A 25795-nucleotide genomic window follows, 5' to 3' on the forward strand; every position below is an offset into this window, starting at 1 on the left:
GATCCTCTCCTGTGACGGATCTTCCGTCGAGCGCATCGGCCCGAAATCGGAATTGATTTCGGAAAGCACGATGCGCCAATTCAAAAATGTTACAGCGTCCTTTGCGCGTCTGATAAGACGCGCGGCGCTGTAATCGGCTCCGTCTCTTCGCGCAAAAGTAAACTGGTGTCAAACGCTCTAGTTTGGAATGATTTTAAGGATGAAGAAGGGGATAAGCGGCCTCTTTCAGAAGGTTGTGTCTGAAAAATTAGCGCGCTGTCCTGCTGCCGTCAGCCCTTGCGCTGCATGCGGCAGAAGAAGAAGCCGTCGGTATCGGTTGAAGCCGGCGTCAGCGTCACCGTCAGGGCGTCGGACGAGTGCGGCCGCGGGGCGTCTTTGCCGAAAAGCGCGTCCCAGGCGGGCAGGGCGCTGACGATCTGGAAATCGGGATTGTCGGCGGTAAAACGGCGCACCTGTTCCTCGTTTTCCTGAGGCAGAACCGAGCAGGTGACATAGATCAGCTCGCCGCTTGGCTTGACGAAGCCGCTCGCCTGCGCCAGCGCGTCCTGCTGTTGGGCGGTGCGTTCGTCGAGGTTCTTCGCCGTCAGCCGCCACTTCGTATCGGGGCGGCGGCGCCATGTGCCGGTGCCGGTGCAGGGCGCGTCGACCAGCACCTTGTCGCAGCGCCCGGCAAGGCCGGAAAGGCCCCTGGCGTCATCATGCACCTGGACATTGCGCGTGCCCGCCCGCTTCAGCCGTTCGATGATCGGCGCCAGCCGTTTGCGGTCGGCGTCGTAGGCGTGAACCTGTCCCTTGTTCTGCATGGCGGCCGCCATGGCGAGCGTCTTGCCGCCGCCGCCGGCGCAATAGTCGAGAATCTGTTCGCCGTCTTTGGCGAGCACCAGATCGGCGACGATCTGCGAACCCTCGTCCTGAACTTCGAACCAGCCTTTCTGGAACGAAAGCTCGGCTGTCACGTTGGGAAGCCGCGAGGCGCCTTCGCCGGCGGCAATCCGGATGCCGTAGCGGGCGATTTTCGCAGCATGTGCGCCGGCGCGTTCGAGCGCCTTGACGGCCTTGTCGCGGGAGGACTTCAGAATATTGGCGCGCAGATCGAGTGTCGGGCGTGCCGCGAGCGCCTGCGCCTCGGCGAGCCAGCCGGCGCCGAAGGCCTGTTCGAAGGAGGGTTGGACCCATTCGGGAATATCGCCGCGGATATGCGGCGGCGCGTCGTCGAGCGAGCGGCTTGTAAAGGCAGCGAGGGCATCAGCTGAAAGCGGCGGTGGTGCAAACTTGTCGTCCGCCAGTTCGGCGGCGAGGCGATCGGGCGCGAAGCCCCATTGGCGGAACATGACGGCGTGGGCGATGGCTGCAGCGCTGTCGTCATCCATCAGCCAGGCATGGGAAAGCCGCATGCGCAAGGCGTCGTAGACGATATTGCCGATCGCCGCACGATCGCCGGAACCGGCAAAGCGGTGCGCCAGGCCCCAGTCCTTGAGCGCGTCGGCGACGGGCCGCTTGCGGGCGTCGATATCCGCGAGCACAGAAATCGCCCCTTCGAGGCGGCCGCCCAGACGCATTCACATATCTCCTATTGCCATGACGTGTGAACGATCCGCGCACAGGCCGGGCGGATTGTCGACAAGTTTCAACCGCGTGGTAACCGCGATTGGCGGCAAGAGCAAGCGCCGGTCAGGGCGCAGCCGGTTGTACGGCGCTGTCAGCTTTAGGCTGATCACTTCGAGTGTCAGCCTTAGCTGATCACTTCGGCTGTCAGCTTTAGCTGATCACCTGGTAGCAGACTTTCGCCGTGCCCGAGCTCACCATGCCGATATTCTGGGCGGCGGCGCGCGACAGATCGAGGACGCGTCCACGAATGAACGGCCCGCGATCATTGATGCGGACGACGACGGTGCGGCCATTGTTGCGGTTGGTGACCTTCACCTTGGTGCCGAACGCGAGCGAACGATGTGCGGCAGTCAAGATGGCGGGGTTCATACGTTCCCCGGAAGCAGTTTTGGAGCGAAGCGCGTACCATGAAGCACCGCCGCAGCCATTGCCAGCAAAACTCTCCGCCGGAAGCATGGAAGAGCAAGCTGCAATAGTTACGGCAGCGATAATAGAACGACGTATGTTCTTCAAAACAGAGTATCCCTCAACTATTGAACTCACGCCCTTGCAGGCGGCGGGGCTTAAATCTGTTAAAAAGTGGCGAAAAAGTGCCGCTTCAATTCACGGAATGTTGCAGACCGTAATATTTGTGAGGGCATTGATATGATGACGGAAATCGGTGACGGCCGTAATGTGTGGAAAAAACATAATGAAATCAGTTAAAATCCGAATGAATTTTCCGGAGCAGCGGTCGCCGTTCCGCCGTTCACAAAAATCGCGAAAATTTTTTTCTGGCTTTGCCATATTTATTGCCACATTTGGGCAAATTCAAAGGCCGTTAACCATAATATAGGGCGAAATTTTCCCGTCCGCTGACGGAAAGTAGGAATTTCCTACTCCTTTTGGGTGAGCGCACGAGCCGCCGGCGCTAGAGCCTATCCTGGTTAGATTGAAGCATTCTGCCGGAGCAGGTTTTCGTCAGGGCAGAGGCGATTGGCGATGGGCATACCTCATGGTACGTCAGCGCCGATCGCCTCCGATCCTGGCTAGAGATGCCCGGCCCACCAGCCGCACCGCTTCGCCTTGGCGAAGATTTGCCAGGCAAACCTGCGGCAGGGTTGGCTGAAACGGGCCGTCTGTCGACTGGCCGGCTTGGCCGTAGAGCTAGGCTACGACGCGCCGGCCGGTCGACCATCCGACTCCGTTTGAGCCGACAGAATGCTTCAATCTAACCAGGAAAGGCTCTAACCGCGCCAGTGTCCGTCCTGCCACAATTGCGCAAGCGACATCGGATAGGTCGGGAAAGAGAATTCGAAGCCCGCCTTCTTGAGTTTCGCGTTCGAAACGCGCTTGTTCTCACCGTAGAAGGTGCGTGCCATCGGCGTCAGTTCTGCGGTTTCGAAAGCCTGTTCCGGCGGCGGTTCAACGCCCATCAGCCGCGCTGCCTCGACGATCACATCCTGCGGCGGGCCGGGCCGGTCGTCGGTGACATTATAGATGCCATCAAGGCCGCGTGCCGACAGGAAGCGGGTCGCCGCACCGATATCTTCGACGCGGATGCGGTTGAAAACCTGGTCCTTCTTGATCAGGCGCCGCGCCGTGCCCTTGTCCAGATTGCAGAAGGCGTTGCGCCCTGGCCCGTAAATGCCGGAAAGACGCAGCACCGCCGCCGGAACACCGCGCTCCCGGCCCATCGCCAGCCAGCCCTGTTCGGCCTCGAGCCGCTCCCTTGATCGTCCGGAAACGGGCACGCAGGGCGTTTCCTCGCTCACCCACGCGCCCTTGTGATCGCCATAGACGCCGACCGTCGAGAGATAGCCGATCCATTCGAGCCGAGGCAGGAGGCGGGCGCTGTCTTCGCCCAACAGTCGCAGCAGCGGGTCGGCCTTTCCGGGCGCGATCGACTGCACGAGATGGGTGACGCTCTCCAGCGCGCGGCGTAAGTCGTCGTCCATGGTCTCGCCGTCGAACAGGAACGCGTCGATGCCGTTGGCTCGCAGCGCCTCCATCTTGTCGGCCGAGCGCGTGGTGCCGGATAGGCGCACGTTTTCGCCCACGAAGGCCTTTGCGATCGCCGTGCCGGAATAGCCGCAGCCAAAGATCATCACATGCATCGGTCCACTCCTGCCAGCCGCCATTCGGTCAATACGTCGTTGTCGCGCTCATCGACCCTTTGTGCGGCAAAGGCCGAGAATTCGCCAGCCTCCATCAGCCGGGAAAGGGCCCAGACCGCCATGCCGCGCACCACCGGCGAGGGATCGCCGGCGAGAAGGCGGCATTGCGCAATGAGCGCCCGATCGCCGGAATTGCCGGCGGCGATCAGCACGTTGCGGATGAAGCGGTCGCGGCCGATCCGCTTCACCGGCGAACCGCTGAAGAAGGCGCGGAAGGTGGCATCGTCGAGCGTCAGCAGAAAGGCGAGAGGCGGCTCCTTCAGATCTTCCCGGGTCTTGAGCTTCATTTCAGAGGCCGAGATCGCGAACTTGTTCCAGGGACAGGCGGCAAGACAGTCGTCGCAGCCATAGATGCGATTGCCGATCAGCGGCCTGAGATCGGGGTCGATCGGCCCCTTATGCTCGATGGTGAGATAGGAGATGCAGCGCCGCGCGTCGATCTGATAGGGCGCCGGGAAGGCAGCCGTCGGGCAGACGTCGAGGCAGGCGCGGCAGGAGCCGCAATGGTCGGCCTCCGGCGCGTCGACTGCAAGATCGGCCGTGGTGAACATGCTGCCGAGAAACAGCCAGGACCCATGCGTGCGGCTGACGAGATTGGTATGTTTGCCCTGCCAGCCTAGGCCGGCGGCCGCCGCCAGTGGCTTTTCCATGACCGGCGCGGTATCGACGAACACTTTCACGTCGGCGCCGGCCCGCGCCGCAAAACGCGTGGCGATCTCCTTCAGCCGGCCCTTGATGATGTCGTGATAATCGCGGTTGCGGGCATAGACTGAAATCGCCGCCTTGTCCGGCTTGCTGAGGATGCCGCGCGGATCTTCCTCCGGCGTGTAGTTGAGGCCGAAGACGACGATGGACCGCACCTCGCTCCAGAGCGTCAGCGGATCGCCGCGCCGCTCGCGCGTCTCCGCCATCCACTCCATCGTCCCGTGGTGCCCGGCATCGATGAACTGGCCAAGGCGCTCTTTCGCTTCAGGGATGGCGTCCGGCCGGGTGATGCGGCAGAGATCGAAGCCCTTGGCGGCGGATTCCGCCCGGACGAACTCGGTCAAATTGTCGCGGCGGCGGCGCTCTTTGTCATCATTTTCGGGCATGAAAAGCCCTCGTCAGAAATCCAGATCGGCATAGTGCGAAACCGGGGTCAGGCCGCGCACGCGTTCGGTCAGCATCGGCCGGAAGGAGGGGCGCGACTTCAGCCGCTGATACCATTCCTTGACGACAGGGGCGTCGGCCCAGTCGATTTCGCCGAGATAATCGAGGATCGAGATCGAGGCGGCAGCGGCAAGATCGGCATAGCTCATCCGCTCGCCAGCCAGCCACTGACGCGAGCCGGCAAGCCAGGTAAGATAACGCATATGCTGGCGGATATTCGCGCGGGCCGTGCGCAAAATCTTCGAATCCGGTGCTCCGCCACCCTGATCGGCGGTCATCTGCAACTTATAGACACGCTCGCGCGCGAGCGGCTTGGTCACGTCATTTTCCATTTTCTGCATGAACCATTCGGTCAGCCGGCGAATTTCAGCCCGCTGGAATGGGTCCTCTGCGAGCAGCCGCCGGTCGCGCTTCAACACGCCGTGCGTCTCGTCCAGATATTCGGAAATGACGCTCGCGCCGCAGAGCGCGCGCATGCTGTCGTCGACATAGACCGGCAGCGTGCCGGCCGGATTGAGCGCCAGGAAATCTCGGCGCTTTTCCCATGTCTGTTCCTCGATCAGATCCGCCTGATAGCCGTATTCCGCCAGGATCAGCCGGACGAAGCGAGATGCGGATGACATGGGATGATGATAAAGCGTGGGCATCGATACTCGGGCTTTATGATTGCTGTTACAGGACTGTGCGGCAGCTCGTTTATAGCGCCCTAGTCATGACTCATTGGTTGAAGCTATAGGAGCTTGGCCGGGCCAATACAAGCGAATCGGATTTCACGCCATCAGACAAGGGGCAAAGCACGCGTCTTACGCACAAGGATAGAGGCCGCGCCTGATCGGCTCAAGCGCTGTTGAAGTCCGACTGACCTTTAAACCGGAGACAATTTATGGACTATATCAATGCCGCCCTTCTCGGTGTCATCGAGGGGATCACCGAGTTTCTGCCGATCTCGAGCACCGGCCATCTCATCATTGCGGAGCAGTGGCTCGGCCATCGGTCGGACATGTTCAACATCGTCATTCAGGCGGGCGCCATCCTTGCCGTCACGATAATCTATTGGCGTCGCCTGCTGGACCTGGTGCTCGGCTGGCGGGAACCTGCAAATCGAGACTATGCCGCCAAGCTGATAGTCGCCTTCCTCATCACCGCCATTCTGGGCCTCGTCGTCAAGAAGCTGGGGTACGAATTGCCGGAGACCGCGACGCCGATCGCCTGGGCGCTAATCATCGGCGGCATCTGGATGATCTTTGCCGAGTGGGCGGCAGCACGCAGGCCGCCCCATAAGCAGATCACCTGGCTTGTCGCTATCCTGGTCGGCATCGCTCAGATCGTTGCCGGCGTCTTCCCGGGAACGTCACGCTCCGGTGCCACGATTTTCGTCGCCATGCTGGCCGGCACCGGCAATCGCGCCGCAGCGACGGAATTCGCCTTTCTCGTCGGCATCCCGACCATGTATGCGGCGAGCGGCTATGAGTTGCTGAAGACCTTCAAGGACGGCGGTGCGGCAGGCGAAGACTGGACGGCGCTGGCCATCGCCTTCGTTGTTTCCACGATCGTCGCCTTCATCGCCGTCAAATGGCTGCTCGCCTATATCAGGAGCAATCGTTTCACACTGTTTGCTATCTACCGCATCATACTAGGCGTGCTGCTGCTCGGCATGGCCGCCACCGGCCTGATCGGCTGAGCCCTCTCTACCGCATTGCATTCGCGCATCTCCCAGGCGCGAATGCAACCGCCTGCCCGATGTCGCGAACCGAATTGAGGTCGGCAGGCGCAAACCTTCTGCTGGCAATATCTGAGAGAGTCGCGTCCACTGCTTTTCAAGCGGGTAAGACGGGGCGGTCATTGGAAGCGTCCTGATTCAGACGCTCCGGCCGCTGTTTGTCTCTATGAGACCGGCGCCGAGGCCCGGCCGTTCGTCAATGGTTGATCGAAGCCGTCGAGCAAGGATCGACGCCGTAGGCCGGCGAGCAGCCGCCCTTTACCGCCGCGACCGAACCGGACGCAACGAACGAGCCTGCAAGGATAACCAGCGCCGCACACGCAAACAGGAGCGCGATTGACTTGCCCATCGAGTATTGCCTTTCACAGTGATTGCCGCACGCTTTTCGCAGGCGTTGAGTCCTTCGAAGACGCGCGGGGTTTGGTAGTCAGTGGAATGGCAAATAGCAATAAACGTTCCTGCTAAATTTGGCGTTAATTCCACAAAATTTCCGCTGCGTCTTTTATGCAACTGCACTTGATATGACCGGCACAACAACAGTTGAAACTCGCGCCGGCTTTGCTTCCGGCGAATACGCAAAACGCCGTCCGCGCTATGCGCGACCGGCGCTGTGTCGAAGGCAAAAAGTTGTTCAGGCAGCCTTGCCGGAGCCGGTGTATTGGCCGTGCGGACGATACTGCACCAGGTAGGATTCGAGCACCGATGCGGCCATGGTTGGCGCAATGCCGAGACCCTTCAGCGTGCGGCCTTCCGCTTCGGCTTCTGCGGAAACGATGTTGTCGCGCTTGAGCAGACGCACCTGGTCCGGGGTGATCGGCGGCGTCACGAACGGGATCAGCGAGGCGATGCTGCCGATCATCGACGCGATGCCGAAGGGCAGGGACACCAACCGGTTTTTCCGGCACGTCACCTTCAGCATCGTCTCGAGACATTCGCGGAAGCTCAGCACCTCGGGCCCGCCCAGTTCATAGACCTTGCCGGCGGCGACCTTGCCGTCGACGGCGCGGGCGACGGCCTCGGCGACATCCTCGACATAGACCGGTTGGAATTTCGTCTTGCCGCCGCCGACCAGCGGCAGGACCGGCGACATGCGCGCCATATCGGCAAATTTGTTGAAGAAGCTGTCTTCCGGCCCGAAGACGATCGACGGGCGGAAGATCACCGCATCCGGTTTGATGGAAAGGATGGCGGTTTCGGCGCGGCCCTTGGTGCGGCCATAGTCCGAATCGGAATTGGCGTTGGCGCCGATCGCCGAAATATGGGCAAGCGTCGCGCCGGTATTGCGCGCCGCCTCGGCGACCGCGCGGGCGCCGAATTCCTGCACGGCATCGAAGGTGTTGCGGCCGGTCTCCTGCAGAATGCCGACGCAGTTGACGACGTGACTGGCACCGTCGACAGCGCGATCGATCGAGTTGCGATAACGCAGGTTCGCCTGCACTAGGGAAATCTGGCCGACATTGCCGAGCGGCTGCAGGAAGCCGGCGAGATCAGGACGGCGCACGGCAACACGGATGCGATAACCGCGCTTGGCGAGCGCCCGAACCACGTGCCTGCCCACGAAGCCGGACCCTCCGAACACAGTGACGAGCGGGGGCAGGTTGGCAAGGGTCATGGCAGGCTCCTCGAAAGGCTGTGCGGGATGCGGTATCGGCACCCGTCTTAGCCCAATCCCGGCGCGACGGGAAGGCCCATCGCGCCGTGAGTTTTGCGGGTGCGAAGTCGTTCAGACGCCTTCGACGACGACCATTTCCGCATCGGCCGCTTCCTGGCGGATTTTGGCGGCGATCTGGTATTCCGGCGAATTATAGCAGTCGACGGCATGCTGCATTGAGGGGAATTCGATCACGACGTTGCGAGCGCGCGCCTTGCCTTCGAGCTCCGTGATCGCGCCGCCGCGCGCCAGGAAATTGGCGCCGTATTTTTCGAAGGCGGGTTTGGCCGCCGCCACATAATCCTTGTAGCGCTCGGCATCACGAACATCGACGCGGGCGATCCAATATCCCTTGGCCATGGTCTTCTCCCTTTGGTTCTCGTCAGCGGTTTGCCGGCCAGAGCGCGCCGACCATTTCGTTGAGGACGGCGCGGGCGGCCTCTCTGGGATCGGGCGCCTTGACGATCGGACGGGCAACGACGAGGTGGGTCGCCCCCGCCTTCAATGCGTCGAAAGGCGTCATCACCCGCTTCTGGTCGCCATGGTCGCTGCCGGTCGGACGAATTCCGGGGGTTACGACTGCCATGTCAGGGCCGACGATTGCGCGCACTTCGGCCGCCTCCGCCGCCGAACAGACGATGCCGCCCATGCCGGCGGCGCGCGCCTGTTCGGCGCGGCGCAGCACCAGGCTGTGCGGATCCTGGCTGTAGCCGGCCTCGGCAAGATCCTCGGCATCCATCGACGTCAGCACCGTCACCCCGAGCAGGCAGAGGCCGGAGCCGGCCGCAGCCTCCACCGCCGCCCGCATCGCTTTGGGATAAGCATGCAGCGTCAGCATCGACATGCCCATCCTGGCGATGTTTTCGACGCCCGAGGCGACAGTGTTGTCGATGTCGAGCAGCTTCATGTCGAGAAAGATCTTCTTGCCGCTTGCGGCAAGGTCACGGGCGAATTCGAGGCCGCCGGCAAAAACCAGCTGATAGCCGATCTTGTAGAAGAGAATGTCGTCGCCGAGCGTGGAAACCAGTTTTTCCGCGTCGCCGATCGTTGGAACATCCAGGCCGACGATCAATCGCTCGCGTGCGTCCATTTCAACTCACCCCCCGCCAGTCTTCGATGGGTGTCCAGTGGCATGATAAGCGGCGATCCGCAAGGCTGAAAGCATAGAGATTGCCGCCGCCGCCCGGCTGGTCGCGGTCGCGGGAAATCGGTCCGCCGGCCAGATGGCATTTGAGCAGCGTGCCGACGCCGCCATGGCCGACGAAGCCGATCGGCGCTGTCGCATCATGGGCGGCGAGAACGGCGTCGACCGCCTCGACGATGCGGGCCTGCGCGTCGACCGCGCGCTCCCAGCCCCTGAAGCTTTCTTCCGGATGGGCGAAGAACCAGTTGGCCGCTTCTTCGAATTGCGGCGGCGGCAGGAAGCCGGTGGCCGAACGGTCGTTCTCATGCATGCCGTGGACGATCTCGATCGTCAGGTTGGAGGCTTGCGCCAGAATTTCGGCCGTCTCGATCGCCTTGGTCTCGTCGCTGGAGATGATGCGCCGCAATTGCCTCGCCCAGCCGCTCTCGGCGGCCTTTCGGGCACGCGCCGCGCCGACATCGGAAAGCCCCCATTTCGGCACCGGCACATTGGCATCGATTCTGACTTGCGGGTGGGTGATATAGATCCCGAACATCTCAGCCGCGTCTGTAGATCCAGAGCTGCGCCGGCGGAATGTTGCGCATGACGAAGTCGAAATGCTGAATATGGTAGCGATCGGGATTGGCGGCGATCGGCGAGATCGCGCCATAGGAGATCTGCACCACCGGCCGGCCGGCCGGCAGGCGGTCGAGCAGGCTTTCCAGCAGGGCGACGCGCATTGCCATCGGGAAGTTCAAGAGCGGAATGCAGGAGATGACGCAATCAAAGGTCTGGTCGGCAAAGGCGCCAAGCGTCGTCTGGAGATCGAAGGCGTCGCCGTTGATGAAGTGCACGCCGGGATAGGTTCGCAGCAGATGCTGGTGGAAGTCCGTCGAATATTCGATCGCCACCAGATTGTCCGGCTTCACGCCGCGGCCAAGGATCGCTTTGGTGATGGCGCCCGTGCCGGGGCCGAGTTCGAGGACCGGCAGCCCCGAATGCATATCGATGACGCTGGCCATGCGCTTGGCGGTGATCGACGAGGTCGGCACGATCGAGCCCACCGTCTTCGGCCCCTGCATCATGCCGCGGAAGAAGCGGATTTCCTCATCGAATTTCTTCCCGAAATGTTCCTTCACCTTGACCCGTAAACGCATTCTCCACCCATCCGCATGTTGATCGACTGTGTTAATATGCTGCTTGTCGCTCCCGCGACAAGGATTTTCGCAACGAGGACATCGGCATCAACAGCTCATGCCGCCTTTCGGTCGGAACGAGGCATGAGATCGGCAAGCCTTTCGCTGAGGTGAGCGGCGTCGACGGGCGCGCGCAGCTTCTTGTCGGTATTGTCGAAATAGAGATAGACGTCGCGGCCCTTCTTGCGCGACGGCAGGGGCGCAAGCACCCGCGTCGCATTCTCAGGTTCTCCGCCCCGTGCCCAGACGCGGACACGCTCCGCCCACAGATCGAGCGCTTCATCCTCATAGCCGCTGACATAGAGTTGCTCGGAACCATGCAGGCGGCAATAGAGGAAGTCGGCGGTGATGTCCATCAACAGCGGCCATTCCACCGTGTCGGCGCAGACAAGCGCGACGTTGTGACGCCTCAGCATCTCGATGAAGGCTGGCGAGCGGAAGCTGTCATGGCGGATCTCGAAAGCATGGCGGATCGGCTGATCGGCGTCACTTTTAAGCCAGGCGCGCCCTTTGAGACGGCCGTCATGGCGTTTCGCCAGCGCGATCGCGGCATCGCAGTCATGCGGCAGCAGCGACAAGAAGGTTTCGAAAAGCGCAGGGTCGAAGGCCGTGTTCGGCGGAAACTGCCAGAGGATAGGCCCAAGCTTGGGGCCGAGCCGCAGCAGGCCGGAGGCGAAGAAATTGGCAAGCGGCGTCTCGATCTCCCGCAATCGCTTCATATGAGTGATGAAGCGCGAGCCCTTGACGGCGAAGACGAAATCCTCGGGCGTTTCCTCCCGCCAGCGGCCGAAGCTTTCAGGCCGCTGCAATCCGTAGAAGGTGCCGTTGATCTCGATCGAACGGAAGTGCCGGGCGGCGTAGGAAAGCTCGTGCTTCTGCGGCAGACCCTTGGGATAGAATTGACCGCGCCAGGGAGCATAGGTCCAGCCGGATAAGCCGATGCGCACAGTCCCGGTCTTTTTCATGAGGAGATCCTCCCGTTTTGACAGGAGGAAAACAATGGCAGGCGGCCTTCGTTCCCGTCAGACGCGCATCGGCATCAAGACGTAGAGCGCGTCATCACCGGCGGTGTCGCGGATCAGCGTCGGCGAGCCGGCATCGGCTAGCAGGAAGATCGCTTCCTCGCCGGAAAGCTGCGCGGTGATGTCGAGCAGATACTTGGCATTGAAGCCGATTTCCATCGCATCCGTATCGTAGCCGACGGCGACTTCTTCCGTGGCGCTGCCGGAATCGGGATTGTTGACGGTGAGCATCAGCTGTCCCTCGGACAGCGCCAGCTTCACGGCGCGGCCGCGCTCGGAAGAGATGGTCGAGACGCGGTCGACGGCTTGGGCGAAGCTCGTGCAGTCGACGCGCATTTCCTTGTCGTTGCCGGTCGGGATGACGCGCTGATAGTCAGGGAAGGTGCCGTCGATCAGCTTCGAGGTCAGCACGATCGAGCCGATCGTCATGCGGATCTTGGCGTCGGAAACTTCGACCGTGACGATCGCTTCCGGATTGTCGACCAGCTTCTGCAGTTCGCCGACGGTCTTGCGCGGAATGATGATGCCCGGCATGCCCTCGGAACCGGAGGGCGCGTCGACATCGGCGCGGGCCAGCCGGTGGCCGTCAGTCGCGACCGCCCGAAGCTTCAACTCGCCCTTGCTCTCGATCGTGTGGAAGAAGATGCCGTTCAGGTAATACCGTGTCTCCTCCGTCGAGATCGCAAACTGGGTGCGGTCGATCAGCATCTTCAGATCGGTCGCTTTCAGCTTGAAGGAATGGGTGAAGGTGCCGGCGGTCAGATCCGGGAAATCGGATTCCGGCAGGCACTGCAGCGAGAATTTCGAGCGGCCGGACTGCACGGTCATCGAGCCGCCGTCGGTGCTGGTCGCCAGCAGCACTTCCGAGCCGTCGGAAAGCTTGCGCACGATATCGTAGAGAAGATGGGCCGGCACGGTCGTGGCGCCCGCCTGTTCGACGCTCGCCGGCGTCGCCTCGGTTATCTCGAGGTCGAGGTCGGTCGCCTTCATGTCGAGGTTCTGGCCGTCGGCCTTGAGCAGTACGTTGGACAGGATCGGGATCGTATTGCGACGTTCGACCACGCGGTGGACGTGGTTCAGCGATTTCAACAGGTTTGACCGCTCAATAGTAATACGCATGGGATGCTACCGCTTTCGACCGTGACTGTCCGGGCGCATCGAGCACCCGAAGAATGCTGTCCCGGCCTGACACCGGGGGAGTGGACGGGCAAAATGGCAGACTTCAGCATCGCTTTGCAAGAGGCATGGGCGGTGGGAGGCCCGCATTTCAGGTTTTCCGAAGCAATCCTCACAGAAATCCGAACCCTTGCCGAAGCGGTGCGGCTCGCCCATAAAGGCCGATGAACCGGCAAGGCGCCGGCGGGACGAAAGCAAACGGCATGAATGAGGAAACGACAGCGGAAACCGCCAGCCGGAAAAGCTTCCGCCTGCACAATATGGCGGTGCCGGCGCGGCCGCTGGAGCCGGCGCTGTATCTGGTGGCGACCCCGATCGGCAATCTCGGCGACATCACGCTGCGCGCATTGGAAACGCTGGCCGGTGCCGACGTGCTCGCCTGCGAGGATACGCGCGTCACCCGCGTCCTGCTCGATCGCTACGGCATACAGAACCGCCCCTTCGCCTATCACGAACATAATGCCGACGAGGCCGGGCCGCGGCTGCTGCAGGCGCTGGAGGCGGGCCGCTCGGTGGCGCTGGTTTCCGATGCCGGCACGCCGCTCGTCTCCGATCCCGGCTATCGGCTGGCGCAGCAGGCGATTGCGGCGGGCTATCGTGTCGTCCCCATCCCCGGCGCCTCGGCGCCGCTCGCTGCCCTTGTCGGCTCCGGCCTGCCGAACGACGCCTTCCTCTTCGCCGGTTTTCTACCGGCCAAGGACAAGGCCCGCCGAGACCGTCTCGGTGAATTCGCCACCGCCCCCGCGACACTGATCTTCTTTGAATCGCCCCATCGCATCGGCGCCACGCTCCTCGCTGCCGCCGATGTGCTGGGCGCCACGCGGCCGGCCTCCGTCTGCCGCGAGCTGACCAAGACCTATGAGGAGTTCCGCCGCAGCACGCTGGCCGAACTCGCCGCCCATTACCGGGAGGTGGACAACGTCAAGGGCGAGATCGTTCTCGTCGTCGCTCCGCCGCAGCCGGTGGAAACGCCGCAGGCCGATGTCGAGGCCGTGCTTGCCGATCTCGTAAAGTCGATGCCGACCGCAAAGGCCGCCACCGAGGCGGCCCGTATCACCGGCCTGCCGCGCAAGGTGCTCTATCAGCGCCTCTTGGAGATGAAGGGCGCCGATGGGCGATAACGACCTCACCGCCATCAGAAGAAAGGCGCTGCGCCGCGGCCTGATGTCGGAATATGTCGCCGCCGTCTTCCTGATGTTGAAAGGCTATCGCATCCTGGCGCTGCGCCACCGCACCCGGCTCGGCGAGATCGATATCGTCGCCCGCAAGGGCGATCTTGCCGTCTTCGTCGAGGTCAAGGCCCGCCATGGCGAGGCTGCGGCCGTCGACGCCGTTTCCGCCGCCGCGCAGAAGCGGATACGGGCGGCAAGCGATCTCTGGCTCGCCCGCCAGGCCGATCAGGCCCGTCTTTCCCAGCGCTATGATATCGTTGCGGTTACGCCCGGCCGCCTGCCGCGCCACTTTCCGGATGCGTTTTAGCGGTTCCCGGTTCAGCAGGCTTTCGGATCGTTAAAATTTTAGCGCCGGTTTGAACCAGCTTCTTACGACTCTCTGCTATCGCAATCCCTGTTGGGGTAACAATTGGGGGTTGTTTCATGGCCTGGAAGCTGATGCTGGCAAGTGCGGTCGCCATGGCCGCGCGTTCGGTGCCTTATGCCGTGGCGAAGCCGGCCGGCAAATCCTTCGTCGCCCATGCAAGCGACCGGCTGCCGCTGAAATCGACGCCGATCAATCCCGACTGGATCATCAGCGGCAACCCGCAAGCGCGCACCGCCGAACATTCGCGCGGCCATGACGAGGCTTCGCTGACGGCGATCTGGGACTGCACATCAGGCGAATTCCGCTGGTATTTCGGCTGGGACGAGACGGTGATGATCCTAGAAGGCGAGGTCCATATCACCGCCGAGGACGGTACCGAACGAACCCTGCGCGCCGGCGACGTCGCCTTTTTCGCCGGCGGAACCTGGGCAAGCTGGCGGGTCGATAATTATGTCCGCAAGGTCGCCTTCCTGCGCAAGCCCTTCCCGAAGCCCTTGGCGATCGCCTATCGCCTGCGCAACCTGCTGCGCAACAACGGCAACCAGGGCATTGCTGCCTGAACATCGGCGGGGGCCGCAAGCCTTGATTGACCGTTGCGTTTGATACCGGGCCGACCTACATCTGTCCGGCATTCAGCGAGGGACGGAAATGGCCAAGATCACCAATGTAGCGGTCCAGATGGATCATGTCGCCGGCATCAATATCGCAGGTGATTCCACCTTCGCCATGAGCCTGGAAGCCCAGGCGCGCGGCTACCGGCTCTTTCATTACACCCCCGAACGCCTGAGTTTCCGCGACGGCAAGCTCTTTGCCAGCGTCGAGCCGATGCTGCTGCGCGACGTCAAGGGCGATCATTTTGAGCTCGGCGCGCCCGAACGGGTCGATCTCTCCACCATGGATGTCGTGCTGCTGCGCCAGGACCCGCCCTTCGACATGGCCTATATCACCTCGACGCATCTGCTCGAGCGCATCCACCCGAAGACGCTCGTCGTCAACGATCCGGCCTGGGTGCGCAATTCGCCGGAGAAGATATTCGTCACCGAATTCGCCGACCTGATGCCGAAGACGCTGATCACCAAGGACCCGTCGGAAATCCGCCGCTTCCGCGACGAGATGGGCGATATCATCCTGAAGCCGCTCTACGGCAATGGCGGCGCCGGCGTCTTCCATTCCACCCGCGACGACCGCAATCTCTCCTCGCTGCTCGAAATGTTCGGCCAGATGTTCCGCGAACCCTTCATCGCCCAGCAATATCTGCCCGACGTGCGCAAGGGCGACAAGCGCATCATTCTGGTCGACGGCGAGTTCGCCGGCGCGATCAACCGCGTGCCGGCCGAGCATGACAGCCGCTCCAACATGCATGTCGGCGGCCGCGCCGAGGCGACCGAGCTGACGCCGCGCGAAAAGGAAATCTGCGAGCGCATCGGCCCGGCGCTGAGGGAACGCGGCTTCCTGCTCGTCGGCATCGACGTGATCGGCGATTACATGACCGAGATCAACGTCACCTCGCCGACAGGCATCCGCGAGGTCAGGAAGTTCGGCGGCGCCGATATCGCGAGCCTGCTCTGGGATGCGATCGAGCGCAAGCGCGGCTGAGGCTGCGGCTCCAGCCCCACGCCGGCTGTGACCGGGTACAACCCCGGTAAAGCCTACACGGCAAAAGAAACCACCGCTGCAGGACGGCCACACCGCGCTCCGGCAGATCGAAGGATGGATCGAGGATTACAACGAAATCCATCCCCATTGCGCGCTCAAGATGGCCTCCCCTCGAAGTTCATCAGGGCTAGATCAAACTAGCCGACTGTTCGGTGAAACGGGGAGCGCTCCATGGATGTAGGTTCACCCTGAGGCTGGCGCCTCAAACAATGGCCCTGCCAGTCCGGACCTAATTTGTGCGATAGCTCGAGAAAACTTATCGTCAAAAAGCTCAGGTAATGAAGCAAATTGTACGTTCTGTGTTTTCTTGGTCCGCCTAGATCTAAAGACCCGCTCAAAGTGCTCACGGTTTCTATGGCCGTCAGCAAGGACGATGTAAAGAAATGCCGCCCGAGAGATGGTGGTGCGCAACGAAGCGGGCATTCGACGCCCGGAAATATAGGATATGTAGTGCGCGAATTCGTCCAATACGGGAAACTTTATGTTCTCCGCAGATGCAGGGATAACCTCGTCAATAGTACCCTGTTGCCAGCGATCATACATGAGGTCGGATAGCGTCGTTAACGCAAAACGTGCGTCAGCCTGGGAAAGCTCTAAATCATGAAAGCGCGGTCCGCCAATTTTAGACTGGAGTCGAACTGCTTCGTGTATGATCAAGTACCCCAGATGTGACACCTCAAAGGGGATAAGCTCAGAGGACACCGAGAATAGCAGTGCTACCCCATGTATAGAAAATAACTCTCTGAATTTGTCTCCATAAACGTAATAATAAGTGCGAGCTTCGGCAGCATTATCTACTGCTCGGTTAAATTGCTCAGCTTGCCAATCTTGCCTAATTTGTCGAAACGATTGCCAGACTAGGTCAGTGTAAAAGACGTTACGCCTATAAATTCTATGTCCTGAAAAGCGCATTCCCAATATATAAAGAAGATATGTGCGCTCGGCGCTCCCTGGTCCTGCTAGCAATGGCCCCGCGATATCTCGCATTACTTCTTGACTAATCATCCCGCGTTTTTGGGTAGCGGAAAGCACTTCGCTAACTATAGAGCCGACTGTGAGGCTAAAGTTCCCCCCGAGTTGAATACAACGCCGGAATATGTGGTCAATCGCTTGAATAAGTCGTGTTTCTGGTACCAAGAGATAATCGAGCGCCCGTCCAAAAAATGTGAGGAAATTTGCCTCCTCAGACGGAGCGAAATGCTCTTCGGTGCCGATTTTGAGCAGAGTTTCGATCGCTTGAGTGGATTTTGGACCACTACGAAATGTAGCAATCTGCAGGGCAAGGTGGTTGACCACATCCCATTGAGACTTGATGATCTTGTCTAACAAATTGCCGCGTATCAGCCCGGTTACGCTACCGGCTTCCTCTTCAATTCGCTTAGCAAAAAAATACTCTAAGAAAGTACGGTGAGTGAATTTGAAAACGCCTGGGCCAATTTCGCACATCACCCAGGCCCTACCGGTGATAAAATTCACCAAAACCTTAGCAGCGGCAAACGACCGTGCTTTATCTTGATACCAAATGTTGAAGTAAGCTTTGAGACGATCTAATAGCCATTCTTCGTCAACACCATCTTCAGTGTCGGCGCTGCCAAATATTTGGCTCGCAAGATAGCCAAATAGGTCGAGCAGATCGAAATCGTTCGGGAATTCGAATTTGATATCTCGTCTCTGGTCCCATTTTTCGAACATCAGAACCGAGCATTCTTTGTATATCTCCGGTCGACTATTCGGAACTTCGCCCCTCGAATTGAATATGTATACCATTAAACCCAGAAGGAGAGGGTTTTCCCGCAGATCTCGTGCCGTAGCCTCTGTTTGTGCCAGGAAATCTACAGCCTTTTCTTTTGCGATATCTGCTTTTTCGTTGGATATCGCTTTTAACAGTTGTTCCGTGAACTTCCTAACTTCATCAATATTGAATCGGGCCAGTGTAAAGAGCTGGTAATCGTCACCTACGGGAGCGTCGCCGTAACCAACTATTCGTGAGGTTACCAGCGCGGGGCAAGTGGCATAAGCTGACGTAAATTGCTCTATTTGCGATGCCATGGAGCGTCTTGCTCCAACATCCAAAACTTCGTCAAGTCCGTCAAAAAGCAAAACGGCTTGGCCAAATATAAGTAATTGTTGAAGAAGTTTCTTCGCGGTAAATTCATCATTATCGCAATAAACCCGTATCTCGTCGATTAAATAATCGAAAATCTGGTATGAGGGATTTTGCTGCTGTCTTTTCTCAAATGTTCGTAGAATTATTCGAAGCGGCAACTTCATGTCGCGACTATCAAAGCCGCTGTACTTCGGGTTTGCCGCAGCGAGAGTAATTTGTCGAGCTAGATCGAAGCACACAAGCTGCGTAAGCGTCGATTTCCCACCACCCGGATCACCCAAGATGACCGCGCGATTGAAGGAACGTCGGAAATTTAAGTATGCGTAACTGGGTGTCTCATTCGGGGGAGCCTCCCTATGAGGTGCCGGTATTTGCCCCTTATCCGATAGTGGTTGCAGGCGCGCTGCGATAACGAGCTTTTTTACATTGACTTTACGGGTACCTTGAGTGGTTTCCACGTTAATCTGTCGGTTCGCTGCCTCTATTCCCCGAGCGATTTTTTCGCGCAGCTCTTCAAATCGCTCCGACGATATAGGCTCTTGGATTGACGCAGCGTTCCTCAAACATGAAGACAAAGCCGTAATCCTCGTAGCCAGATCCTCGTGTTGCGTTTTTAATGCCTCAAACAGTACCTTCTCTTCGATTGATTGGTCGATACGAATTTTAATTGACGCATCTAACGCTTTGAAGAGTGCTTCACATGCAAAGGGGAGGGGCTCGTGCGTTTTATAGAGGAGTTCAAATGCGGGAAATGCGTCGTCTGGAGTATGTCCGCAAAAGGCGAAATGCTTTAAGGCATCTGGAATTACGCTTCGCTCAACGTCTTGTAGGAAGTTGGCAACGTTGTCAGTAAACTCGCCATGATCGTTGCCCAAAACACGTATGACGTCATTAACAGCGCGATTAGCCTCAGACTTGTCTGGTAGGTCTGCGGTTGAGGGATTTGAGAGTGCGCGGTTTATTGCGCGCCTTCTCCCGGTTATTTCTGTAATGCCCTTGAACGGCCTTTTTAAGCCATCATACACAATTGAACTTAATACACCGACGATGATATCTGTTCCAACCGGCATCAACGAATTCCTGCAGCATCGATAAGTCAGAGAAGTCGCTAGCCAGGGTTGTCGTCAAGAGGTCATACCCTTCGTTTTTCACACAACTAACAGAATTTAAGACCTGAGCCGGATTTACACTAAGATAACCGAACAGTTTCTCGTATTTTTGATCGTCATGGAGCTCTAATTCGCGTAGCTCAACCTGCTGCGATCAATTCAAAACCGGGAGATTGGAGCAGCCGTTTCGTTGCGAATTGTGAAGGTTGAATGGAATAGCGGTTAGTTAATCGCTGAAGCTCACTTAGCGGATAGCATTCTTGACGCTTTGCGGATGAAAGATGCCACCTCTCGTCGATTTAATTCCAGCAGCTGACGCCGCGCGAAAAGGAAATCTGCGAGCGCATCGGCCCGGCATTGCGTGAGCGCGGCTTCCTACTCGTCGGCATCGACGTGATCGGCGATTACATGACCGAGATTAACGTCACCTCGCCGACCGGCATCTGCGAAGTCAGGAAGTTCGGCGTTGCCGATATCGCAGCCCTGCTCTGGGATGCGATCGAGCGCAAGCGCGGCTGAGGCTGCGCTCCAGCCCGACGCCGGCTGTGACCGGGTACAACCCCGGTCACCATTCATATCCGAGAATGTTCCTTGATCGTTCTTGTTTTATTCATGTTCCCGTGCCAGATTGCAACCGCTGGCCCTGAAGGGTTGCGGGCGGTATAAGAGTTTGGGGCAGGGGATGGGCATATGGTTGCGCGTGTCAGTACGGTGGCATTCCAGGGCATAGAAGGCGTGCCGGTCGAGGTCCAGGTCATGATCGCGCCCGGCAAGATCGGCATGCAGATCGTCGGACTGCCCGACAAGGCGGTGGCCGAAAGCCGTGAGCGGGTGCAGGCCGCCCTTCACGCCTCCGGCCTGGCGCTGCCGGCCAAGCGGGTGACCGTCAATCTGGCGCCGGCCGACCTCCCGAAAGAAGGCTCGCATTTCGATCTGCCGATAGCGCTCGCGTTGATGGCGGCACTTGGCGCCATTCCCGCCGATGCGCTGTCGGATTATGTCGTCGTCGGCGAGCTCAATCTCGACGGCACGATTGCCGCCATCGCAGGTGCGCTGCCGGCCGCGATCGGCGCCAATGCGCTCGGCAAGGGGCTGATCTGCCCGGCCGAAAGCGGCGCCGAGGCCGCCTGGGCCGGCGCCTACGTCAATATCCTCGCTCCCCGCAGCCTGATCGCGCTTGCCAATCATTTCCGCGGCACCCAGGTGCTGTCGCGGCCGGAGGCGTCGATCCGCGCCAATGCCGCCAACCTGCCGGATCTTGCCGAGATCAAGGGCCAGGAAAGCGCCAAGCGTGCGCTCGAAGTGGCGGCCGCAGGCGGCCATAATCTGTTGATGGTCGGCCCTCCCGGCTCCGGCAAGTCGATGCTGGCGGCCCGGCTGCCGTCGATCCTGCCGCCGCTTTCGGCCGCCGAACTGCTTGAGGTGTCGATGGTCCATTCCATCGCGGGCCAGCTCACCGGCGGCAAGCTGTCCGATCGCCGGCCCTTCCGCACCCCGCATCATTCCGCCACCATGGCGGCCCTCGTCGGCGGCGGCCTGCGCGCCCGGCCGGGCGAAGCCTCGCTCGCTCATCACGGCGTACTTTTCCTCGACGAATTTCCCGAATTCACGCCGCAGGCGCTCGATGCGCTGCGCCAGCCGCTCGAAGGCGGCGAATGCGTCATTGCCCGGGCCAATCACCGCGTCTCCTATCCGGCGATATTCCAGCTGATCGCCGCAATGAACCCCTGCCGCTGCGGCATGGCCGGCGAGCCCGGCCACACCTGCGCCCGCGGCCCGCGCTGCATGAGCGATTACCAGGCCCGCATCTCCGGCCCGCTGATGGACCGCATCGATATCCGCATCGACGTGCCGGCCGTCTCCGCCGCCGATCTCATCCGCCCGATGGCGGCTGAGGCGAGCGCCGACGTCGCCCGCCGCGTTGCCCGCGCCCGCGAACTCCAGCAGCAGCGCTTCGAGGCCGCCGGCGCCAAGGGCATCGGCACCAATGCCCGCTGCTCCACCGCCATGATCGAAAAACTCGCCGAACCCGACGCCGGCGGCCTGCAGCTCCTGCGCGACGCCGCCGAAAAAATGAAATTCTCCGCTCGCGGCTACCACCGCGTCCTCAAGGTCGCCCGCACGCTCGCCGATCTCGACGGCAAACCGACGGTCGGCCGCCTGCATCTGGCTGAGGCGATTTCCTACAGGATTGCCGGGGAGAGGTTGACGGCGGCGGCGTGAGATATAGGCGAATGGCGAGTAGCGAGTAGCGAATAGTTATGGACTGGCCTGACACCAAACATGCCGCTCCCAATTCCCAATTCCCAATTCCCAATTCCCTATTCGCTATTTCCTATTCGCTATTCACTGTTCGCGCCTCAGCTCCCCAACCCTTCAAACAACGCCGTCGAAAGATAACGCTCCGCAAAGGACGGAATGATCACGACGATGTTCTTGCCGGCATTCTCCGGACGGCTGCCGACCTTGATCGCTGCGGTCAGTGCCGCACCCGAGGAGATGCCGACCGGCACACCTTCCAGCCTTGCGACCAAGCGGGCTTGTTCGAAGGCCTCGTCGTTGGTCACGGTGACGACTTCGTCATAGATGCCGGTGTCGAGGATCTTCGGGGCGAAGCCGGCGCCGATGCCCTGGATTTTGTGCGGGCCGGGATTGCCGCCGGAGAGAATGGGGGAATCGGCGGGCTCGACAGCGATCATCTGGATTTCGGGCTTATGGCTTTTCAGCACCTGGCCGACGCCGGTGATCGTGCCGCCGGTGCCGATCCCGGAGACGACGATGTCGACCGTGCCGTCGGTGTCGTTCCAGATTTCCTCGGCCGTCGTCTTGCGATGGATTTCAGGATTGGCGGGGTTTTCGAACTGCTGCGGAATGATGGCGTCGGGAAGCGATTCCGCCAGCTCTTCGGCCTTGGCGATCGCGCCTTTCATGCCCTTGGCGCCCTCGGTCAGCACCAGCTCGGCGCCGAGCAGCGCCAGCATCTTGCGGCGCTCGACCGACATGGTTTCCGGCATGGTGAGGATCAGCCGGTAGCCCTTGGCGGCAGCGGCAAAGGCGAGCGCGATGCCGGTGTTGCCGGAGGTCGGCTCGATCAGCACGGACTTGCCGGGGGTGATTCTGCCCTGCGCCTCCAGGCTTTCGATCATCGCCACGCCGATGCGGTCCTTGACCGAGGCGATCGGATTGAAGAATTCGAGCTTGCCGATCAGGTTGGCCACCACGCCCTTTTCCCGCGCCAGCTTGTCGAAGCGCACGAGCGGCGTGTTGCCGATGGTCTCGGTGATCGAGGAATAGATGCGGCCGCGGCCGGGCTTGTGCGACATGGGTGCCTCCCTTTGGAAATCGAAAAGGAGAATAGGGGCAAAGGTCGAATGAGGCCAGCCCGCGTTGATGCCGGGAGAGCCGGACGTGAAGAAAAAAAGCTTTGAAAACCGTTTCTTGGCGGATGTTTATTTCAGGCCGCACGCGTGGCGATGAAGGCGGCCGTGCCGGCGAGGATGCCGGCCGCAACCCGGTTCAGCGTCTGCAGGGCGCGCGGCTGTTTCAGCATCGTTCGGGCCCGCGAGGCGAGCAGCATATAGGGCACCAGCACGGCAATCAGCACGACGAAGGTGACGGCAAGCAGCATCGCATAGTCGCTGAGGCTGATATTGCCGATATCGATCAGCGTCGGCGCCAGCGCGACATAGAATAGCATGGTCTTCGGATTGCCGAGCGTCACCAGCAGGCCGGAGAGGAAGGACAGGCCGATATTGCTGGATTTCTTCGCCGCGATGTCCTGCGGCAGCAGCCCCGCCGTCCAGAGTTTCCAGGCGATATAGGCGAGATAGAGGGCACCGGCGATCTTGATGACGAGGAAGACCTCGGTAAAGGTCTGCGCCACGAAGGCAAGGCCGAGAATGACCGCGGTGAGGTAGGTCATGTCGCCGAGCACCAGGCCGAGACCCATGAAGAAGGTCTCGCGGAAATTCGAGCCGAGCGCGCGGGCGACGATGGCGGTAATCCCGGGTCCGGGAATGGCGGCTGCAATGAAAAGCGCTCCGGCATAGGCAAGCAAGGCGGCAAGGCTCATGTGTGGCTCCTCTTTCCCACTGTTCTATATCCGCCAACCCTTCCCATCAATCGGCCGGGGTTGATGGGTCCATCACCAGAAGAAATGCCTGCCGCCGTGTACCTGCCCGCCTTTCGTCAGCCCTGAAGCGCTCGTGGCCGCAGCCAGCGCGGCGTCCAGCCGAGGTTCATGCCGGCCGCGGCAAGCAGGATGATGGCGGCGCCCGCGATCTGCATCGGCTGCAGCGCGTGGCCGAAGGCCAGCCGGTCGACGAGGATCGCGGCGATCGGATAGAGGAAGGACAAGGCCCCGGTCAGATGGGTCGGCAGCCGCTGGATGGCGCCGTAGAGCAGCACATACATCAGCCCGGTATGGATTACGCCAATGGAAACGAGGATTGCCCAGCTTCCGGCATCCTGAGGCGGCTGCGAAAAATCTGTCATTGGCGCCAGCATCAGCATGCCGGTTGCCACCTGGATCAGCGCGATCAGATGCGGCGGCGTGCCTTTCAGCCACTTCGCGGCAAGCGCTGCCAGCGCGTAGAAGAAGGCGGCGCCCAGCGCCATCAGTATGCCGAGGCCGTAGCCATCCGATGTGCCGCTCGCCTGAGGCTTCGCCTCGACGATCGCAGCCATGCCGGCAAAGGCGAGCGTCAGCCAGAAAAGCTTGGCGGCGGTGATCTTCTCGCCGAGAAACAGCGCGCCGAGCACAAGCAGCATGAAGGGTTGGGTGTTGTAGACGGTGGTGGCGATTGAGATCGTCGCATGCGAGTAGGAGGCAAACAGCAGCAGCCAGTTGACGACGATGGCGATGCCGCCGAAGACGGCGATGGCGAAGGTGCGCAGCGTGAGGATGCCTGGCCGCAGCAGCCCGAGGGCGCCGCAGATGACAAGCAGGGTGAGCGCGCCGAACAGGCAGCGCCAGAAAACCACGCCGCTGACCGGCTGGCCCGACATGACGACGAACCAGCCGATCGTCCCCGAGATCAGCATCGCTGCCGTCATTTCCGCCGTGCCTCTTTTGATATCGCCGCTCATGATCGCCTCCGTTTTGCTGAGATGATAATATTGCGGCGACAAGCGAAATTATATAAGGATAAAGATGAAGTTCCTCGCTGCGGCCTAATAATAAAAGGGAAAGAAGCGGTCATGCCTAACGATGCCCAGGCGCTTGATGAGATCGATCAGGCCATTCTCGAAGCGCTGGCCGGCAATGCCCGGATCTCGCTGAAGGAGCTGGCACAGCAGGTGAGGCTCTCCTCGCCGAGCGCTGCCGAGCGTCTGCGCCGGCTGGAGGAGCGCGGCGTCATCAAGGCCTTCACCATCGATCTCGATCCTGCCGCCGTCGGCTATCCCCTGCAGGCCATCGTCCGCGTGCGTCCGCTGCCGGGGCAGTTGCACATCGTCGAGCGCCTCATCCAGGAAATTCCCGAAATCGTCGAATGCGACAAGGTGACCGGCGAGGATTGTTTTATCGCCCGCCTGGTCATCCGCTCGATGGCGGAACTTGACGGCCTCCTGGACAGGGTCGCCGAACGTGCGGAGACCAACACGGCGATGATCAAAGCCTCCCCCGTCAAGCGCCGGCTGCCGCCGCTGTCACGGAAAAGGTAGGTCTTGGCTGAACAGGAGCTCTAGAAATTCGCCATCGAAGGCGGCTCGCGCGGGAACCCGAGGCGGCATCGGCCAATCCGCGGTCCTTAGTTCCCTTCCTTGATAACTCCTCTCAGGCATTTCTCAAGCTGATCCTTTATATCGACGACAGACCGGCACTCACGAATGGCATATGCTGCCGCCATTTCGGCATTGCGTCTGAAGCCGGGAACGTCCCCGGCGCGATATGTTGCTGCAACCCCGCCGAAGGGTCCCTTAATCCCGACCGACTGTAGCAGGACTGTGTATAGGCAGCCTACCGGATTGATATCGCGGTCGATGACGACATTGACAACCGGGTATCCTTTTCGGCGCTCATGGTAGCATTCTAATGTGTCCGGCTTGCTTCGAAGCGTGTCTATATCGTGCACTGCTATCTGGCCCAATTTTGCCAGCTTGAGCGCATCACGATCAACGAACACTTCGACGGTCTGGGCGTTTGACGACTGGTTCTGATCACCGAAAGGGGCATATGGCGCTCCAACTGAGTAATCTATCGACTGGCTGGCGTTGAAATTGAGACGAACGTCTGCGTAAGCCATCAGCCCAAAAAACACGCGGAAAAACTCTAGCTGCAAAGCTTGAATATCGCTCCTCTCCATGCCCTTCACATTGATAATTATGTTCACGTCGATTGGATTGTCGATGTCGAGAATCGGCGCTGTCGATTTCGAAACGGCAAACGCGACGACCTCTTCCAATGACAATGATGAGCGAATCGACTGAAGCTTTGTTGAATCGATCGCAAGCGTCGGTGTCGCAATCAGCGCTGTGGCTAGTCCCGCAATCACGCGCCATGGCGCTTTCCTAAATGACATAAGCGCCTCCAACAAACACCGCTCCCGCCGCTGATCAACCCATTATTAGCTTGAATGTTTGA

At 60.4% G+C, this 25795-nt stretch carries 25 protein-coding genes and 2 pseudogenes; 9 read left to right on the top strand and 18 right to left on the bottom strand.

Going from position 1 to position 25795, the window contains the following annotated elements; translation table 11 throughout:
• Nucleotides 1-269 precede the first annotated feature (269 nt).
• From GGI60_RS05930 to GGI60_RS05950, 5 genes are all read right to left on the bottom strand, one after another.
• Nucleotides 270-1559: an RsmB/NOP family class I SAM-dependent RNA methyltransferase gene (locus tag GGI60_RS05930; protein WP_183914029.1), complete on the bottom strand. Its 1290-nt coding sequence runs from the start codon at nucleotides 1557-1559 to the stop codon at nucleotides 270-272.
• 199 nt (nucleotides 1560-1758) lie between these two features.
• A complete protein-coding gene (locus tag GGI60_RS05935) occupies nucleotides 1759-2121 on the bottom strand; it encodes a septal ring lytic transglycosylase RlpA family protein (protein WP_064681440.1) in 363 nt (120 codons plus the stop codon).
• A 713-nt stretch (nucleotides 2122-2834) separates the two neighbouring features.
• Complete coding sequence (locus GGI60_RS05940) at nucleotides 2835-3704, bottom strand: SDR family oxidoreductase (protein ID WP_183914030.1); 870 nt, start codon at nucleotides 3702-3704, stop codon at nucleotides 2835-2837.
• On the bottom strand, nucleotides 3695-4855 hold the full coding sequence (gene queG / locus GGI60_RS05945) for a tRNA epoxyqueuosine(34) reductase QueG (RefSeq protein ID WP_183914032.1): 1161 nt from the start codon (nucleotides 4853-4855) through the stop codon (nucleotides 3695-3697). The genes GGI60_RS05940 and queG overlap by 10 nt, the downstream gene beginning before the upstream one ends.
• 12 nt (nucleotides 4856-4867) lie before the next feature.
• Nucleotides 4868-5560, bottom strand: a complete 693-nt coding sequence (locus GGI60_RS05950; RefSeq protein ID WP_183914034.1) for a glutathione S-transferase family protein — start codon at nucleotides 5558-5560, stop codon at nucleotides 4868-4870.
• A 236-nt stretch (nucleotides 5561-5796) separates the two neighbouring features.
• On the opposite strand from GGI60_RS05950, the gene GGI60_RS05955 reads away from it, so the two are divergent.
• Nucleotides 5797-6594 (top strand): undecaprenyl-diphosphate phosphatase, encoded by a 798-nt coding sequence (locus GGI60_RS05955; protein ID WP_183914036.1) that lies wholly within the window; start codon nucleotides 5797-5799, stop codon nucleotides 6592-6594.
• A 235-nt stretch (nucleotides 6595-6829) separates the two neighbouring features.
• Here the strand turns inward: GGI60_RS05955 and GGI60_RS05960 are convergent, their stop codons facing one another.
• From GGI60_RS05960 to dnaN, 8 genes are all read right to left on the bottom strand, one after another.
• Nucleotides 6830-6982: a hypothetical protein gene (locus GGI60_RS05960; protein ID WP_096771293.1), complete on the bottom strand. Its 153-nt coding sequence runs from the start codon at nucleotides 6980-6982 to the stop codon at nucleotides 6830-6832.
• A 282-nt stretch (nucleotides 6983-7264) separates the two neighbouring features.
• Nucleotides 7265-8245, bottom strand: a complete 981-nt coding sequence (locus tag GGI60_RS05965; protein WP_183914038.1) for a complex I NDUFA9 subunit family protein — start codon at nucleotides 8243-8245, stop codon at nucleotides 7265-7267.
• A gap of 111 nt (nucleotides 8246-8356) precedes the next feature.
• Nucleotides 8357-8644, bottom strand: a complete 288-nt coding sequence (locus tag GGI60_RS05970; RefSeq protein WP_097666992.1) for a DUF1330 domain-containing protein — start codon at nucleotides 8642-8644, stop codon at nucleotides 8357-8359.
• 22 nt (nucleotides 8645-8666) lie between these two features.
• Nucleotides 8667-9374: an orotidine-5'-phosphate decarboxylase gene (gene pyrF / locus GGI60_RS05975; protein ID WP_183914040.1), complete on the bottom strand. Its 708-nt coding sequence runs from the start codon at nucleotides 9372-9374 to the stop codon at nucleotides 8667-8669.
• 1 nt (nucleotide 9375) lies between these two features.
• Nucleotides 9376-9963 (bottom strand): histidine phosphatase family protein, encoded by a 588-nt coding sequence (locus GGI60_RS05980; protein WP_183914042.1) that lies wholly within the window; start codon nucleotides 9961-9963, stop codon nucleotides 9376-9378.
• A 1-nt stretch (nucleotide 9964) separates the two neighbouring features.
• Nucleotides 9965-10564 (bottom strand): phospholipid N-methyltransferase PmtA, encoded by a 600-nt coding sequence (gene pmtA, locus GGI60_RS05985; RefSeq protein ID WP_183914044.1) that lies wholly within the window; start codon nucleotides 10562-10564, stop codon nucleotides 9965-9967.
• A 95-nt stretch (nucleotides 10565-10659) separates the two neighbouring features.
• Nucleotides 10660-11568 carry a DUF72 domain-containing protein gene (locus GGI60_RS05990; protein WP_183914046.1) on the bottom strand — a complete coding sequence of 303 codons (909 nt, stop codon included), beginning with the start codon at nucleotides 11566-11568 and terminating at the stop codon, nucleotides 10660-10662.
• A 57-nt stretch (nucleotides 11569-11625) separates the two neighbouring features.
• Entirely contained in the window at nucleotides 11626-12744 is a 1119-nt protein-coding gene (dnaN, locus tag GGI60_RS05995) for a DNA polymerase III subunit beta (RefSeq protein ID WP_012482366.1), read from the bottom strand.
• A 260-nt stretch (nucleotides 12745-13004) separates the two neighbouring features.
• On the opposite strand from dnaN, the gene rsmI reads away from it, so the two are divergent.
• The 5 genes and pseudogenes from rsmI to GGI60_RS06020 all read left to right on the top strand — a co-directional run.
• Nucleotides 13005-13922, top strand: a complete 918-nt coding sequence (rsmI, locus tag GGI60_RS06000; protein ID WP_183914048.1) for a 16S rRNA (cytidine(1402)-2'-O)-methyltransferase — start codon at nucleotides 13005-13007, stop codon at nucleotides 13920-13922.
• Entirely contained in the window at nucleotides 13912-14280 is a 369-nt protein-coding gene (locus tag GGI60_RS06005; RefSeq protein ID WP_097579465.1) for a YraN family protein, read from the top strand. The genes rsmI and GGI60_RS06005 overlap by 11 nt, the downstream gene beginning before the upstream one ends.
• A gap of 116 nt (nucleotides 14281-14396) precedes the next feature.
• On the top strand, nucleotides 14397-14900 hold the full coding sequence (locus GGI60_RS06010; protein ID WP_183914050.1) for a cupin domain-containing protein: 504 nt from the start codon (nucleotides 14397-14399) through the stop codon (nucleotides 14898-14900).
• Between the two features lie 88 nt (nucleotides 14901-14988).
• Nucleotides 14989-15936, top strand: a complete 948-nt coding sequence (gene gshB, locus GGI60_RS06015) for a glutathione synthase (RefSeq protein ID WP_183914051.1) — start codon at nucleotides 14989-14991, stop codon at nucleotides 15934-15936.
• Nucleotides 15937-16012: 76 nt separating this feature from the next.
• Nucleotides 16013-16137 (top strand): annotated as a pseudogene (locus GGI60_RS06020) (integrase core domain-containing protein); the annotation flags it as partial.
• A gap of 42 nt (nucleotides 16138-16179) precedes the next feature.
• On the opposite strand, the gene GGI60_RS06025 reads toward GGI60_RS06020, so the two are convergent.
• Nucleotides 16180-19173, bottom strand: a complete 2994-nt coding sequence (locus GGI60_RS06025; RefSeq protein ID WP_183914053.1) for an NACHT domain-containing protein — start codon at nucleotides 19171-19173, stop codon at nucleotides 16180-16182.
• Nucleotides 19174-19521: 348 nt separating this feature from the next.
• Here GGI60_RS06025 and GGI60_RS06030 point away from each other — a divergent pair.
• Nucleotides 19522-19731: pseudogene (locus tag GGI60_RS06030) on the top strand (glutathione synthase); the annotation flags it as partial.
• 171 nt (nucleotides 19732-19902) lie between these two features.
• A complete protein-coding gene (locus GGI60_RS06035; protein ID WP_183914055.1) occupies nucleotides 19903-21435 on the top strand; it encodes a YifB family Mg chelatase-like AAA ATPase in 1533 nt (510 codons plus the stop codon).
• A 137-nt stretch (nucleotides 21436-21572) separates the two neighbouring features.
• Here the strand turns inward: GGI60_RS06035 and cysK are convergent, their stop codons facing one another.
• The 3 genes from cysK to GGI60_RS06050 form a co-directional block, all read right to left on the bottom strand.
• Nucleotides 21573-22535 (bottom strand): cysteine synthase A, encoded by a 963-nt coding sequence (gene cysK / locus GGI60_RS06040; RefSeq protein ID WP_064681423.1) that lies wholly within the window; start codon nucleotides 22533-22535, stop codon nucleotides 21573-21575.
• Between the two features lie 131 nt (nucleotides 22536-22666).
• Complete coding sequence (locus GGI60_RS06045; RefSeq protein ID WP_097606805.1) at nucleotides 22667-23284, bottom strand: LysE family translocator; 618 nt, start codon at nucleotides 23282-23284, stop codon at nucleotides 22667-22669.
• A 116-nt stretch (nucleotides 23285-23400) separates the two neighbouring features.
• Nucleotides 23401-24300: a DMT family transporter gene (locus tag GGI60_RS06050; protein ID WP_183914057.1), complete on the bottom strand. Its 900-nt coding sequence runs from the start codon at nucleotides 24298-24300 to the stop codon at nucleotides 23401-23403.
• 111 nt (nucleotides 24301-24411) lie between these two features.
• On the opposite strand from GGI60_RS06050, the gene GGI60_RS06055 reads away from it, so the two are divergent.
• Nucleotides 24412-24876, top strand: coding sequence for an Lrp/AsnC family transcriptional regulator (locus tag GGI60_RS06055; protein WP_183914059.1), 465 nt, complete (start codon nucleotides 24412-24414; stop codon nucleotides 24874-24876).
• An 86-nt stretch (nucleotides 24877-24962) separates the two neighbouring features.
• On the opposite strand, the gene GGI60_RS06060 is transcribed toward GGI60_RS06055, so the two are convergent.
• Nucleotides 24963-25733 (bottom strand): hypothetical protein, encoded by a 771-nt coding sequence (locus GGI60_RS06060; RefSeq protein WP_183914060.1) that lies wholly within the window; start codon nucleotides 25731-25733, stop codon nucleotides 24963-24965.
• Nucleotides 25734-25795 lie beyond the last annotated feature (62 nt).

It is taken from the genome of Rhizobium lentis, from assembly GCF_014200175.1.
GTDB lineage: Bacteria > Pseudomonadota > Alphaproteobacteria > Rhizobiales > Rhizobiaceae > Rhizobium > Rhizobium mulingense.